Here is a 14,288-nt window from a genome sequence, read left to right on the forward strand (position 1 = left end):
CAACGCAGTGCTCCGTACGCCTCACTCAAGAAGCAGCCCCCGGCGTCCACCCCGGCAACGCCTCCGTCCGCCGCGCCCACTCCCGTGGCGGCGCCCCCGCCGTCCCCGCGGCGGCCACGACACCTCCGACGATCGCGCACGTCGTGTCCATGTCGCCGCCCACCTGCGCGGTCGCCCAGAAGCCCTCTTCGTAGTCGCCGAGGGCCCGCGCCGCCGACCAGAGGGCGAAGGGCACCGTGTCGTGCGCGCTCGTGCGCCGTCCGCAGCCGAGGACGGCCGCCACGGTGGTCGTGTCGCCGTAGTCGAGCATGTCCCGGGCGCGCCGCAGTCCCGCCTCGACAGCGCTGCGCGGCACGAGGGCGATGACCCCGTCGAGCAGGGCGCCGGGCGCGGGCGGGCCTTGTGGCGCCGCGACCAGTGCGGCGGCGGCCGCCACGGCCATCGCGCCGACCACCGCCTCGCGGTGCTGATGGGTGGGGTAGGCCGAGATCTCCGCCTGGTGCGTGGCCTGCTCCGGATCGTCCGCGTACCAGGCGCCCAGGGGGGCGATGCGCATCGCGGCGCCGTTGCCCCACGAGCCCTGCCCCCGGAAGAGGGCCGAGGCCGGCCCGCGCCAGTCGCCGTCCTTCCCGATCTGCCGCAGCAGCCGGTCGACGGCGGGCCCGTACCCCCGGTCGGCGTCGTGGTGCGCGGCGAAGGAGCGGGCCAGGGCGTCCTGGTCGATGCGCTGGTGGGCGGCCAGGGTGGCCACTACGGACGCGGCCATTTCCGTGTCGTCGGTCCACTTCCAGGGCCCGGGCGGCAGTGCGCGGTCCTTGAGCAGCGGGTAGTTCGCCGGCATGAAGAACTGCGAGCCCAGCGCGTCCCCGACCGCGAGCCCGCGCAGGCTGTCGAGGGCGCGGCCGAGGCGCCCGGCGGAAGAGCGGTCGGCGGTCATCGCACTGTCACCTTGTCCACTTTATCCACTGATTCCGTACAGTTGCGGATCTCCGTACGGTTCCGGGTCGCGCCAGCGTTCGAAGGGACGGTCGATCGTGTACTTGTCGTCCTCACCCAGGACGAGCATCCGCATCTCGGCGTTCCCCGGGTTCGACAGCGACTCGAACTCGGCGACCGTCCAGTGGAACCAGCGCATACAGAACAGCCGCATGGCCAGGCCATGCGTCACGAGGAGCACGTTGGGCGGGTGGTCGGACGCCTCGAAACTCCGGAACAGACTCTCCAGGAAGTTGCCGACCCGGTCGTACACGTCGGCGCCGGACTCGCCCTGCGCGAAGCGGTAGAAGAAGTGCCCGTACGCGTCGCGGTACGCCTTCTGCAGGCGTACGTCGTCCCGGTCCTGCCAGTTCCCCCAGTCCTGCTCACGCAGCCGGGGCTCCTCCCGGACCCGTACCTGCCCCGGGTCGAGGTGGAAGGCGCGGAAGGTCTCGTGCGTGCGGCGGTACGGGGAGACGTACACGCTCACCTGCTCGTTGCCGAAGACCTCTCTGAGCCGTTTGCCCGTCTCCTCCGCCTGCCGCCACCCCTTCTCGGTGAGCGCCAGGGCGTGGTCGGGTTCCCGCTCGTAGACGGAGTCATCGGCATTGCCCACCGACTCGCCGTGCCGGACAAGGACGATGCGCCGTGGACGTGCCATACCGGAACCCTAGATCGGGTCACGCCCGATCGAGCACTCGTACGGGCTCCATACGTCACAGGTCACACGAATCGGAGCTCTGGGACCGTTCAGGGCCTGGGGTCGTTCGGAACCCTCGGTCCATTCGGAACCCTCGGTCCATTCGGAACCCTCGGTCCATTCGGAACCCTCGGCCGTTCGCGGCCCTCGGCCCGTTCGCGGCCCTCAGACGGTCCAGGTCGGTTCCAGCTGGACTATGTCCCCCGTGAGCGCCGCGACGTCCGCCTCTATCTGGGCCCGCAGGGCGAGCCGCTCCACGCGTTCGGCGCGGTACTTGCCGTGCTCGGCGGCCGACTGCCACATCGACAGGACCAGGAACTCGTGTCCGGGAGCCTCCCCGAACAGACCCCGGACCATGCCGGGCGAACCGGCCATCGCCGGGTTCCAGACCTTCTCCTGCATCAGGGCGAAGTGCTCGGCGCGCTCCTCGTGCACACGGCAGTGCGCCACCCGCACCAGATCGACCTCGGTGAAGCGCGGTTCGAAGCCGGTCTTCACGTCGAAGCGGTGATCGAAGAGCGTGGCGTGCTGATCCTTGAAGGTGCCCGCCTGCGAGGAGGCCAGCCGGTCATGGGAACGCGCCATGAAGGAGTCGTAGAAGGCACGGCTCTCCCAGAAGGCGAAGATGTGGGCGACTCCGGGCCTCCCCCGGCTCCAGCCCCCGCCCTGTCCCCGGAAGCCCGGCTCCCCCAGAAGTCCCGCCCACTTCCGCTGCCCCCGCTCGAAGCCGCGGCGGTCGACCACGGTGCAGCGAATCCACTTGACCAGCACCGCGCCATCGTACGGCCCAGGGACGTGGCGCCGGTCATGCTCGGGCGGACTGCCTGCGAGCGAGCGCCCCCGTGCGCGTGACACGATGGGTAACACGCCGCACCTGCGCAGCAGTTGAGGCGTCCGACGCAGGGGATCCGGAGGGAGATGCGGTGAACGGCCTGAACAAGGGCATCAGCAAGGTCGAGGTCTCGGTGAAGTGGGATCCCAGTTCACCCGGTGAACCGGCCATCGATCTCGACATCGTCGCCGCCACCTACCTCGCGACCGCCAATCACGAGAATCCCGACTACGTGGTGCACTTCGGCAGCCGCTCCCCGGACGGCACCATCTACCTCGACCGGGACAGCAAGGACGGCAAGGGCTTCGGCTGGGACGAGGTGATGACCCTGGAGCTGTCCCGTCTCAACGCCCGCTACGCGCGCGTGATGGTCGGTGTCGCCATCCAGCAGCGCGCCGGGCGGCGCACGTTCGCGAGCGTGCGCAACCCGGCCCTGCGCATCCGCGAGGGCCACACCGTGCTGGCCGAGGGCGACTTCAACGGCGTCCTCGGGGCCACGGCCACGACGGTCGCGGAGTTCGTCCGTGACGACTCCGGGGAGTGGACCTTCCGTCCGGCGGTCCGCGGTTTCGACGCGGACCCGGCGACCTTCGCGCGGATCATGGGCAGCGCCGAGAACGCCTGACCCGCGCCATGCATGAGGGAGGGGCGGTACGGCCGGTGGCCGTACCGCCCCTCCCCCGTGCGGGCACCGTCCGGGTCCACGCCCGGACGGTACCCGTGGTGATCAGCTGCAGCCGCTGGTCGAGCCGCAGCCCTCGCAGATGTAGCAGGAACCGGCCCGCTGCATCTTCGTACCGCAGGAGAAGCACAGGGGGGCGTCCGCCTGGATGCCCAGCTGCATCTCCACCAGCTCGGCGCTGGTGTGGGCCTGCTGCGGGGCGGGCTTGACCGCTTCGACCTCGGCCTTCGGGGTGACGACGGCCTTCAGCTCCTGCGCGCGGGGCGCGGACTGGGCCAGCCCCTCGACGTCGACGTCGACGTCTTCCTCGCTCGACTCGTACGAGCCCGTCTCCAGGTGGCGCTGGCGCTCGTCGATCGAGTGGATGCCGAGCGCGGAGCGCGTCTCGAAGGGCAGGAAGTCGAGCGCCAGGCGGCGGAAGATGTAGTCGACGATCGACTGCGCCATCCGCACGTCCGGGTCGTCCGTCATGCCGGCCGGCTCGAAGCGCATGTTGGTGAACTTCGAGACGTACGTCTCCAGGGGCACGCCGTACTGCAGGCCCACGGAGACCGCGATCGAGAAGGCGTCCATCATGCCCGCGAGGGTGGAGCCCTGCTTCGACATCTTCAGGAAGACCTCGCCGAGACCGTCGTCCGGGTAGGAGTTGGCGGTCATGTAACCCTCGGCGCCGCCGACCGTGAAGGACGTGGTGATGCCGGGACGGCCCTTGGGGAGGCGCTTGCGGACCGGGCGGTACTCGACGACCTTCTCGACCGCGGTACGGATCGTGTCCTCGGCCCTGGCCGTGACGGCGTCGGTCGCGGTCTTCTCCTTCTCCTTGGTCTTCGCGGAGAGGGGCTGGCCGACCTTGCAGTTGTCGCGGTAGATCGCGAGCGCCTTGACGCCCATCTTCCACGCCTCGAAGTAGACCTCTTCGACGTCCTCGACGGTCGCCGTCTCCGGCAGGTTGACCGTCTTGGAGAGCGCGCCGGAGATCCAGGGCTGGATCGCGGCCATCATGCGGACGTGGCCCATCGCGGAGATGGAACGCTCGCCCATGGCGCAGTCGAAGACCTCGTAGTGCTCGGCCTTCAGGCCCGGGGCGTCGATCACGTTGCCGTGGTCGGCGATGTGGGCGACGATCGCCTCGATCTGCTCCTCCTGGTAGCCCAGGCGGCGCAGGGCCTGCGGGACGGTGCCGTTGACGATCTGCATCGAGCCGCCGCCGACCAGCTTCTTGAACTTGACCAGCGCGAGGTCGGGCTCGAGACCGGTCGTGTCGCAGGACATCGCGAGACCGATGGTGCCGGTCGGGGCGATGACCGAGGCCTGCGCGTTGCGGAAGCCGTTCTTCTCGCCGAGGTGCAGCACGTCCTGCCAGGACTCTGTGGCGGCGGCCCAGATCGGCGTGTCCAGGTCGTCCACACGGGGGGCCACGGCGTTGGCGTCGGAGTGCTGCTTCATGACGCGCTGGTGCGGCTGCGCGTTGCGGGCGTAGCCGTCGTACGGGCCGACGACCGCGGCGAGCTCCGCGGAGCGCTTGTACGAGGTGCCGGTCATCAGCGAGGTGATGGCGCCGGCGAGCGAGCGGCCGCCGTCGGAGTCGTACGCGTGACCGGTCGCCATCAGGAGGGCGCCGAGGTTGGCGTAGCCGATGCCCAGCTGGCGGAAGGCGCGGGTGTTGTCGCCGATCTTCTGGGTCGGGAAGTCCGCGAAGCAGATGGAGATGTCCATCGCCGTGATGACGAGCTCGACGACCTTCGAGAAGCGCTCGACGTCGAAGGACTGGTGGCCCTTGCTGTCGTCCTTCAGGAACTTCATCAGGTTCAGCGAGGCGAGGTTGCAGGACGTGTTGTCCAGGTGCATGTACTCGCTGCACGGGTTCGAGCCGTTGATGCGGCCGGACTCCGGGCACGTGTGCCAGCGGTTGATCGTGTCGTCGTACTGGATGCCCGGGTCGGCGCAGGCCCAGGCCGCCTCGGCCATCTTGCGGAAGAGCGACTTGGCGTCGACCTCCTCGATGACCTCGCCGGTCATACGGGAGGTGAGGCCGAACTTCTCGCCGTTCTCGACGGCCTTCATGAACGTGTCGTTCACACGGACCGAGTTGTTGGCGTTCTGGTACTGGACGGACGTGATGTCGTCGCCGCCCAGGTCCATGTCGAAGCCCGCGTCGCGCAGCGCGCGGATCTTCTCCTCTTCCTTCACCTTGGTCTGGATGAAGTCCTCGATGTCGGGGTGGTCGACGTCGAGGATGACCATCTTGGCGGCTCGGCGCGTGGCGCCGCCCGACTTGATGGTCCCCGCGGAGGCGTCGGCACCGCGCATGAAGGAGACGGGACCCGAGGCGTTGCCGCCCGAGGAGAGCAGTTCCTTGGAGGAACGGATCCGGGAGAGGTTCAGGCCGGCGCCCGAACCGCCCTTGAAGATCATGCCCTCTTCCTTGTACCAGTCGAGGATCGACTCCATGGAGTCGTCGACGGCCAGGATGAAGCAGGCGGAGACCTGCTGCGGCTGGGGCGTGCCGACGTTGAACCACACCGGCGAGTTGAAACTGAAGATCTGGTGCAGGAGGGCGTACGCCAGCTCGTGCTCGAAGATCTCGGCATCGGCGGGCGAGGCGAAGTACTTGTAGTCCTCGCCGGCCTTCCGGTACGTCTTCACGATGCGGTCGATGAGCTGCTTGAGGCTCACCTCGCGCTGCGGGGTACCCACAGCACCGCGGAAGTACTTGCTGGTGACGATGTTGACCGCGTTCAACGACCAGAAGTCGGGGAACTCGACGCCACGCTGCTCGAAGTTGACCGAGCCGTCGCGCCAATTGGTCATGACGACGTCACGGCGCTCCCAGGCGACCTCGTCGTACGGGTGCACGCCCGGGGTGGTGTGGATGCGCTCGATACGCAGTCCCTTGATGGCCTTGGTGCCCTTCGTGCGGGAACCTCGTGCCGGACCGCTCGCCGTCTCTGTCATGCCGCCTCCCTGTATCAGGCTAAAACGCCCTGAAGTGCCTCGTTCTTCCCGGGGCACGGTATGTGTGTGGTGTCGCGCGCACCGCTTACGCGTCCGCTCGCGACAGGTCTGTGATCGCCTCTGTGATCGCCGCCGGCCGGCCGGTCCGCCGCCGGCCGCTCCTCGTCAGTCGGCGGTACCGGCGGGCACGGGGGCTTCGACAGCCTCTCCGGACCCCCGGTCGCTTCCTTGACACCCCGCGCACACGTCGTCGTCGGCCGTGGCGGGGCCCTGTGTCTCTTCCCTGAGCTCCGTGATGGCGGACTCGAAGTCCTCCAGCGAGTCGAACGCCCGGTACACGGACGCGAACCGCAGGTAGGCGACGAGGTCGAGTTCCTGCAGTGGGCCGAGTATGGCCAGCCCCACGTCGTGGGTGGTCAGTTCGGCGCTTCCGGTGGCCCGCACCGCCTCCTCGACCCGCTGGCCGAGCTGGGCGAGCGCGTCCTCCGTGACGGGCCGCCCCTGGCATGCCTTGCGCACGCCGTTGATGACCTTCGTGCGGCTGAAGGGTTCGGTGACCCCGGACCGCTTGACCACCATCAGGGAGCACGTCTCCACGGTCGTGAACCGACGGGAGCAGTCGGGACACTGGCGACGCCTGCGGATCGACGTGCCGTCGTCCGTCGTACGACTGTCGACGACACGGCTGTCGGGGTGCCTGCAGAAGGGGCAGTGCATGGCTCCGACCCTCCTTCACAGCACGACTCGATAGCCTCAAGAGGCCCTTGGGCCCCTCGGAGCGAGCCCAAGCATAGGGGATGACCTGGGGCTCGGAAGACCAGGGGAACCACAACTTCTGGGTCACCGTGGCACTCCGACCACTATATGTAGGGCCTGACCCGAATTTCACGCTCTGCGCGCGTGTCGCTCCCGTATTGGCATGTGCCGCCTGGCCATTCCGGCGCGGAGCGTGCGGGGATACGGTGTGCGGCACCGAGGACGGGGGCCGGTTCGCGGCCCGCCGGACACCTGGTGGCAGACTGACTCCCGCCCCGCACCGACCCACAAGGTCACGGCGGCGACGGCGAACGGCACGCCGGAACGTCCCGCAGGGCACTCGCGCGGCGGTAGTCATACACCCAAACGCGTGATCACGTAAGGCCATCTGCGTTTTTTCACTCGAACGTGTGTTTGGCGCAACCTTTCGAAAGCATCTACCGTTGTCCAGCAGGGAGACGAACGAGAGGGGCCGACGTGACCACCACCGCAGACAGTGCCACCATCACCGCCCAGGACCGCTCCCAGGGCCGATTTGAGCCGGTGCATGCCATGAATGAAACCGTGAACCAGGAGGGGACGAAGCCCGCACGCTCCCTGCCGGGTCGACCTCCAGGCATCCGGGCGGACAGTTCCGGACTCACCGACCGGCAACGCCGGGTCATCGAGGTCATCAGGGACTCCGTCCAGCGACGGGGCTACCCGCCGTCCATGCGGGAGATCGGGCAGGCCGTCGGCCTCTCCAGCACCTCCTCGGTCGCCCATCAGCTGATGGCGCTGGAGCGCAAGGGCTTCCTGCGCCGCGATCCGCACCGCCCCAGGGCCTACGAGGTCCGGGGCTCCGACCAGGCCACCGCACAGCCCACCGACACGGCGGGCAAGCCGGCGGCGTCGTACGTCCCGCTGGTCGGCCGTATCGCCGCCGGTGGACCGATCCTCGCCGAGGAGTCCGTCGAGGACGTCTTCCCGCTGCCCCGGCAACTGGTCGGCGACGGCGAGCTGTTCGTCCTGAAGGTCGTCGGCGACTCGATGATCGAGGCCGCCATCTGTGACGGCGACTGGGTGACGGTCCGCCGCCAGCCGGTCGCGGAGAACGGCGACATCGTGGCGGCCATGCTGGACGGCGAAGCGACGGTCAAGCGCTTCAAGCGCGAGGACGGCCATGTGTGGCTGCTGCCGCACAACAGCGCGTACCAGCCCATCCCGGGTGACGAGGCGACCATCCTGGGGAAGGTCGTGGCGGTGCTCCGGCGGATCTGAGGATCCTCCCTGACCGGGCCCCGGGACCACTGCGCCGGTTCCGGGGCCCTGTGCTGTCCGCGCGCACCCCTCGGACGTCCGCACGCACACCGCACGGCACCACGGACCGTCCGCACGCGCACCACACGGCAAGGTGGACCCTCCGCGTGTACACCGCGCGGCGCTGCGGGCCGTTCCCACGTCCGCCGTGCACGTCACAGGGGCTGCTCCCCGGCCCGGGCCGGCCGGAGCGGCCCCTGTGGTGTCGCGGCGTTCAGGACTCCCCGGTCCCGGCCTCCGTCTCGGCCTTGCGTGCCGTCTCGTCGATGGCCGCCAGCGACCGCCGCACCTGGTTGCGGTCCGTCGTGTACCAGAAGTCGGGCAGGGACGCCTTGAGGTAGTTGCCGTAACGGGCGGTGGCCAGCCGCTGGTCCAGCACGGCGACCACCCCCCGGTCCTCCGTCGCCCGTACGAGGCGGCCGGCGCCCTGCGCCATGAGCAGGGCCGCGTGCGTGGCGGCGACGGCCATGAAGCCGTTGCCCCCCGCGTCCTCGACCGCCTTCTGGCGGGCGCTCATCAGCGGGTCGTCGGGGCGCGGGAAGGGGATCTTGTCCATGACGACCAGCTGGCAGCTGGCGCCCGGGACGTCCACGCCCTGCCAGAGCGAGAGCGTGCCGAACAGGCAGGTCTTCGGGTCCGCCGCGAAGTTCTTGATCAGCTCGCCGAGCGTCTCCTCGCCCTGCAGCAGGATGGGGAACTCCGGGATGCGGGAGCGCAGTTCCTCCGCGGCGAGCTGGGCGGCCCGCATCGAGGAGAACAGGCCGAGCGTACGGCCGCCGGCCGCCTGGATCAGCTCGGTGAGCTCGGTGAGCATGTCCCCGCGGTCGCTGTCCCTGGCGGGTCTGGCCAGGTGTTTCGCGACGTACAGGATGCCCTGCCTGCCGTAGTCGAAGGGCGAGCCGACGTCGATGCCCTTCCAGGGCGGGATGTCCTCGCCCTCGGTGCCCTCGGGGGCCAGGCCCAGCGAGGCACCCACGCCGTTGAAGTCGCCGCCGAGCTTCAGGGTGGCCGAGGCCAGGATGACGGAACGGTCCGTGAAGAGCTTCTCGCGCAGCAGGCCCGACACCGACATCGGCGCCACCCGCAGCGACGCCCCGAAGCGGTCGTGCCGCTCGTACCAGACGACGTCCCACTCCGAGCCGTTCGTGATGCGCTCCGCCACGTCGTGGACGCTCTCCACGGAGGCGAGGGCCTGCTTGCGCACCGCGTCCTCGTCCGTGACGGACTTGTCACGGGTCGCCCCGATACCCGAGATCACCGTACGGGCGGCGTCCCGCAGGGCCATCAGCGCGTACCCGAGGTCCTCCGGGATCTCCTCCAGGCGGCCCGGCAGCGCCAGTTCCATCAGGCGCTCGAAGCCCTCGGCGGCCGTCTGGAGCTGGTCGGCGGCCTTCTCGTTCACCAGCTTCGCCGCCCGGCGCACGGCACGGTTGACCTGCCCCGGGGTGAGCTCTCCGGTCGCGACCCCGGTGACCCGGGAGACCAGCTCGTGGGCCTCGTCGACGATCAGCACCTCGTGCTGCGGGAGGACGGGGGCGCCTTCGATGGCGTCGATCGCCAGCAGCGCGTGATTGGTGACGACGACCTCGGCGAGCTTGGCGCGCTCACGGGCCGCCTCGGCGAAGCACTCCGCTCCGTAGGCGCACTTCGAGGCGCCGAGGCACTCCCTGGAGGAGACGGAGATCTGTGACCAGGCCCGGTCCGAGACGCCCGGGGTGAGGTTGTCGCGGTCCCCCGTCTCGGTCTCCTGCGACCACTCCCGCAGCCGCAGCAGGTCCTGGCCCAGCTTGCTGGTGGGCGCGGCCGCCTCGAACTGGTCGAAGAGGCCCTCCTCCTCGTCCTGCGGCGCTCCCTCGTGGAGGCGGTGCAGGCACAGGTAGTTCGAGCGGCCCTTGAGCATCGCGAACTCGGGACGCCGGCGCAGCAGCGGATGCAGCGCGTCCACCGTGCGCGGCAGGTCCCGCTCCACGAGCTGGCGCTGGAGCGCCAGGGTGGCCGTCGCCACGACGACCCGCTCCCCGTGCGCCAGCGCGGGGACCAGGTAGCCGAGGGACTTGCCGGTGCCGGTGCCGGCCTGGACCAGCAGATGGGAACCGTCGTCGATGGCCTGCGCGACGGATTCGGCCATGGTCACCTGGCCGGGGCGCTCCGTACCGCCGACGGCTGTGACGGCGGCATGCAGGAGTTCGGGGAGTGAGGGCTCTGTCATAGCTCGACCACCCTACGGGTCGGCACCGACAACGGTGTGCTCGCGGCGGCGGGGAGGGATGTGATCAGGACGCCCGCGCGAACACCAAAGCGGTGGGTGATCACGCCTGGTGGAGGGGGTTGGGGACGGTGCCGTGCACCGCGGCGTGGGGGCGCCGCGACCGGTCCCGGTAACCGTCCAGGTGCAGCCGGTTGCGGTGCAGGCAGAGCCGCTCGATACGGGGTGTGAGCAGGTCGAAGGTCTCGTAGCGTTCCTTGAGTTCCGGGAAGCGCCTCCGGTGGCGCAGGATCTCGGCCCGGACGAGTGACCAGAACTCGTCCTCGCGCACCCTCAGTTGGTCCCGGCACAACGGAGCCAGGTAGCGGAAGCGCAGCAGGGCCGGGCAGCAGCGCGGCGAAGAGGCGGCACAGCCGGTTCCGCGGCGCGAGGCCCGAGCGTTCGACCAGTCCCGCCACGAAGGCACGGCCCTCCCGGTCCGTGTGCAGGAGGGCGGCGAGGGTGCGGGCGCGTTCACCGGGCGCGAGGTGGCGGGACAGCGGCTCGCGCCAGATCGCCCCGAGCAGTTCCCGGTACTGGTACGGGACTTCCGGCAGGGTGTCGTACACGGGGTGCCCGAGTCGAGCAGGCCGTGCATCCAGGCGGTGACGGCGGGAGCGGCGAGCGTGCGTTCGGCCGGCAGCCCGCGCCGCACGAGGGTGTCCGGGTGCCGAATCGTCCCCGCCGGGTTCCCGGGGCCGACCGCTTGCTCGGCGTCGTACCGGCCGGAGTCGCGGTCCGGCTCCGGCTCCGGCTCCGGCTCCGGCTCCGGCTCCGGCTCCGGCTCCGGCAGCAGGATCTCCTCGTGTGCGAACTCCGCGATCATTTTCGCGAGCAGGCGGCGGACGGTTTCGGCACGGGGACTCCTCGACTCGGAATCTGGTCGGCGCGCGCGGTGCACCGGAAGCGGCGGCTCACCACAGGTCGCGCAGAGCCCGGTCCCGGACCATGAGGGCCGCCTTCTTGTCGGGCAGGTCCACCTCGGCGGAGAACCGGAAGCCGGCGCTCAGGAAGGCGGACACGGAGGGGGTGTTGCGGAGGTCGGGCTCGGCGACGACCCGTGCGCACGAGGGGCGCCGGTCGAGGACGAGATCGGAGACGGCACGGAGCAGGATCGTGCCGGTCCCCCGCCCGCGGTGGGCGACGCCGCCGATGAGGAGATGGATCCCGGTGTCGTGCGGGCGGGCCGGGTAGTGGCGGGCCAGCGCGTCCAGGTCCGCGCGGTAGATCTCCCAGTAACTCATCGGCGTGCCGTCCAGCACGCCGAGACAGGGGACGCTGCGTCCGTCGCCTCCGAGCTGGGCGCGCAGGTGCTCCTCGGTCGCCTTCTCGGGGCCGGAGAGCTCCCAGAAGGCGGCCACAGCGGGGTCGTTCATCCAGCGGGCGACGAGCGGAAGATCGCGTTCGACGTGTACGGGGACCAGGTGGAAGACGCCCGCGGCGGTGGTCGTCGGCCCCCAGTCACCGACGCGGTCGAGCAGATCGTCACCGGCCGGGGCGGCTGCTCCGGCGCCGGCCGCGAAGAGCGCGAGGAGTTCGTCGGGCAGGCGCAGGTCGAGGGTGTCCTGGCTGTCCGCGCCGGGGTCCGGGTCGCTCCGGGAAGCGGGGCGGGGGGCAGGGCCGGCGTCGGCGTCGGTGCTCGCATCGGTGGGAGACACGGCGACGCTCCTCTCGGAGGACGGGGCGGGGATTCCTCGGGAGTCAGGGGTGGAGGAGGGGTCAGGAGTGGAGGGGGTTGGCGATGGTCACGTAGACGGACTGGGTGTCGACCGGGCCCACGAGTTCGTCGAGGCCGTGCAGCCGGGTCAGCAGGTTGGCCTTGCAGCGCAGGACGGGTGAGTCGAGCAGATGGGCGGGCAGGGTGGTGCGCAGCCGGGCGGGCCCGGAGGCGACGGTGCCGAGGAAGCGGCGGAAGGCGGCCAGCAGCAGCCGTTCGTCGGCGAGGCGCTGCGAGCCGAAGGCCCCGATGAGACCGAGTACGTTGTTGATGGCGAGGTAGTAGGCGAAGCGTTCGTCGGTGACCGCGTCGGACACGAAGGTGTCGCTGCGCTCGCCGATTCCCGGCAACCGCGCGTCCAGGTCCGTACGCCGGGACTCGCGGAAGTAGTAGCCCTGGTTGTCCCGGTAACGGCCGCCCCTGGGCCAGCCCTCGGCGTCCAGCAGGAGCAGGGTGTTCTGCTGGTGTGCCTCCAGCGCGACACCGGCCTCGGCGTCCAGCCAGAGGACGGGGCGGACGACGTGTTCGAGGTAACGCAGGAACCACTCGGCGGCGACGGCGCCACGGGGCCGGCCCGTGCGTCCGGCGAGCCGGGTGACGATCTCGGTGAGCCGGGACCGGGTCGTGGGCCCGGGCTGCTCCGGGTGCCGGTGTCCCGGCGACGTGGCTCCCGGCCTGGGCGAGACGAGTCCGGCGACGCAGGTGACGTCGTCCGAGGGCGCGAACGGGTTGTGGCGGATCATCACGTCGAGGCCGGGCACGGGGGTGCCGTCGAGGTCGTCCACCGCGAGCCAGGCGGGATCCCGGACGATGTCGAAGCCCGGGTGGGCCGCCCGCCACTGCTCGGTGAGGCCGGCCCGCAGCAGGCGGTGGACCTCGACCCCCCGGTGGAACTCCTTGCGGAGGTTCTCCCGGCGGGAGTTAGTGATGCGCAGGCCCAGCGACGGTTTCAGCATCGCGGGGGCGCCGGAGCGGTAGAGGGTGCGGACGGAGGAGGTGGGGTGCCACGGGGAGCCGTACGGGCCGAGGTCCCGGAGCAGCCCGGCGTCCAGGAGCGCCGCCGTCTCCGGACGGCGTCGGACCTCTCTGAGCTGCCAGGGGTGCACCGGCAGCGCGGCGTGTCCGTCGGGCAGCCGCAGTCCGGTACCGGCGAGCCGGGAGGTGAGCCGGTCCGCCGGCACGAGGCGGCCGCGCTCGGTCCACGCCGAGTCGGTGGCGAGCACGGAAGGGGCGACGGCGATCCAGTGCAGTGCGAAGGAGCCGCGCAGCTCGGGCGAGTAGAGCCGGTTGTCGATCCAACTGAGTCCTTCGCGGCTCTTCGGGGTGGGGTGGAGCGGATGGCCGAGCAACAGGGACTGCTCGGCGGAGAGGAACAGGTCGGGGCCGTCGGCCGGGTTCTCCCTGCGGTCCGCGATGAACACGACGGTCCGTCGCAACGAGTCCGCGACGCGACCGACCAGGTCGCCTTCGCCCGCCCCGGCCCGGGGCGTGGCGCGGACGCGCGATGCGGCGGGCTCGCCGGGCGCACCGGGCGCGGTGGAGGCAAGGAGATCGGCGAGGGCGGACGGCGCGGCGGAGACCGTCACCGCGGCGTTCGCGGCGTTCGCAGCCTCCGCGGCGGACTCGACGGGCACGTCGGACCCCGCGAATTCGCCGGACTCGCCGGGCCCGGCGAGGTGCGCGTCCGTCGGGGTCTCCCGCTCCAGCAGGGCCGCCAGCGTGACGGCGTCGAGGGGAGGGGCGTGGTCCGGGGCGTCCGCCAGGCGCGGTGGACCCAGGCGGTGCCACCCCGTGGGGGACCAGTAGTGGACCGGGACGACGAGGGTCGTGCCCCCGGCCGGGAGGGGGACGCGCAGGACGCCGTCGGCGGGGGCGGACAGGTCGTGCTCGCGCACCCAGCAGCGCAGCAGGTTCTCGACGGCCGCGGCCTGGGCGGCGACGTGGGGATCCGGGTGCTCCAGCAGGTCGGCAGTGGCGCCGTACAGCCCTTCGGACGTTCCTGGCCCTGCCGCCTGCCGGGGGACCGACTCGGTCCCCGGCCCGTGGGGGGCCTGCGTGCCGAGGGCTGCTCGCTCATGGGTGTGGGGGCGGCCGTCGGATGCGGAGGTGACGTTCAAAGGGGTTCCT

General features: G+C 70.8%; 10 protein-coding genes and 1 pseudogene. 2 read left to right on the top strand and 9 right to left on the bottom strand.

Annotated features, from left to right (window positions below):
* Nucleotides 1-25: 25 nt before the first annotated feature.
* The 3 genes from QFZ75_RS10795 to QFZ75_RS10805 all read right to left on the bottom strand — a co-directional run bounded on the left by QFZ75_RS10795 (nt 26) and on the right by QFZ75_RS10805 (nt 2,446).
* Nucleotides 26-937 carry an ADP-ribosylglycohydrolase family protein gene (locus QFZ75_RS10795; RefSeq protein WP_307535955.1) on the bottom strand — a complete coding sequence of 304 codons (912 nt, stop codon included), beginning with the start codon at nt 935-937 and terminating at the stop codon, nt 26-28.
* 21 nt (nt 938-958) lie between these two features.
* On the bottom strand, nt 959-1,636 hold the full coding sequence (locus QFZ75_RS10800) for a histidine phosphatase family protein (RefSeq protein ID WP_307535957.1): 678 nt from the start codon (nt 1,634-1,636) through the stop codon (nt 959-961).
* Between the two features lie 204 nt (nt 1,637-1,840).
* Complete coding sequence (locus QFZ75_RS10805; RefSeq protein WP_307535959.1) at nt 1,841-2,446, bottom strand: YdbC family protein; 606 nt, start codon at nt 2,444-2,446, stop codon at nt 1,841-1,843.
* A 152-nt stretch (nt 2,447-2,598) separates the two neighbouring features.
* On the opposite strand from QFZ75_RS10805, the gene QFZ75_RS10810 reads away from it, so the two are divergent.
* Nucleotides 2,599-3,132 carry a TerD family protein gene (locus QFZ75_RS10810; protein WP_307535962.1) on the top strand — a complete coding sequence of 178 codons (534 nt, stop codon included), beginning with the start codon at nt 2,599-2,601 and terminating at the stop codon, nt 3,130-3,132.
* A 102-nt stretch (nt 3,133-3,234) separates the two neighbouring features.
* Here QFZ75_RS10810 and QFZ75_RS10815 read toward each other — a convergent pair whose 3' ends face one another.
* Entirely contained in the window at nt 3,235-6,144 is a 2,910-nt protein-coding gene (locus QFZ75_RS10815) for a vitamin B12-dependent ribonucleotide reductase (RefSeq protein WP_307535966.1), read from the bottom strand.
* 165 nt (nt 6,145-6,309) lie between these two features.
* A complete protein-coding gene (gene nrdR / locus QFZ75_RS10820; RefSeq protein WP_307535969.1) occupies nt 6,310-6,861 on the bottom strand; it encodes a transcriptional regulator NrdR in 552 nt (183 codons plus the stop codon).
* 516 nt (nt 6,862-7,377) lie between these two features.
* Between nrdR and lexA the strand changes: the two genes are divergently transcribed.
* Complete coding sequence (lexA, locus tag QFZ75_RS10825; protein ID WP_307535971.1) at nt 7,378-8,160, top strand: transcriptional repressor LexA; 783 nt, start codon at nt 7,378-7,380, stop codon at nt 8,158-8,160.
* A gap of 253 nt (nt 8,161-8,413) precedes the next feature.
* Here the strand turns inward: lexA and QFZ75_RS10830 are convergent, their stop codons facing one another.
* The 4 genes and pseudogenes from QFZ75_RS10830 to QFZ75_RS10845 form a co-directional block, all read right to left on the bottom strand.
* Nucleotides 8,414-10,408 carry an ATP-dependent DNA helicase gene (locus tag QFZ75_RS10830; RefSeq protein WP_307535972.1) on the bottom strand — a complete coding sequence of 665 codons (1,995 nt, stop codon included), beginning with the start codon at nt 10,406-10,408 and terminating at the stop codon, nt 8,414-8,416.
* Between the two features lie 100 nt (nt 10,409-10,508).
* Nucleotides 10,509-11,108, bottom strand: a pseudogene (locus tag QFZ75_RS10835) (IucA/IucC family C-terminal-domain containing protein); the annotation flags it as partial.
* Between the two features lie 250 nt (nt 11,109-11,358).
* The gene (locus QFZ75_RS10840; protein ID WP_307535974.1) at nt 11,359-12,102 is read right to left on the bottom strand and encodes a GNAT family N-acetyltransferase; all 744 of its coding nucleotides are present in this window, start codon (nt 12,100-12,102) and stop codon (nt 11,359-11,361) included.
* Nucleotides 12,103-12,163: 61 nt separating this feature from the next.
* On the bottom strand, nt 12,164-14,278 hold the full coding sequence (locus QFZ75_RS10845; RefSeq protein WP_307535976.1) for an IucA/IucC family siderophore biosynthesis protein: 2,115 nt from the start codon (nt 14,276-14,278) through the stop codon (nt 12,164-12,166).
* Between the last annotated feature and the right edge of the window lie 10 nt (nt 14,279-14,288).

Source organism: Streptomyces sp. V3I8, from assembly GCF_030817535.1.
Lineage (GTDB): Bacteria > Actinomycetota > Actinomycetes > Streptomycetales > Streptomycetaceae > Streptomyces.

Coding starts and splice junctions, on each gene's coding strand:
- QFZ75_RS10795 (WP_307535955.1), bottom strand. CDS start 937: ATGACCGCCGACCGCTCTTCCGCCGGGCGCCTCGGCCGCGCCCTCGAC.
- QFZ75_RS10800 (WP_307535957.1), bottom strand. CDS start 1,636: ATGGCACGTCCACGGCGCATCGTCCTTGTCCGGCACGGCGAGTCGGTG.
- QFZ75_RS10815 (WP_307535966.1), bottom strand. CDS start 6,144: ATGACAGAGACGGCGAGCGGTCCGGCACGAGGTTCCCGCACGAAGGGC.
- nrdR (WP_307535969.1), bottom strand. CDS start 6,861: ATGCACTGCCCCTTCTGCAGGCACCCCGACAGCCGTGTCGTCGACAGT.
- QFZ75_RS10830 (WP_307535972.1), bottom strand. CDS start 10,408: ATGACAGAGCCCTCACTCCCCGAACTCCTGCATGCCGCCGTCACAGCC.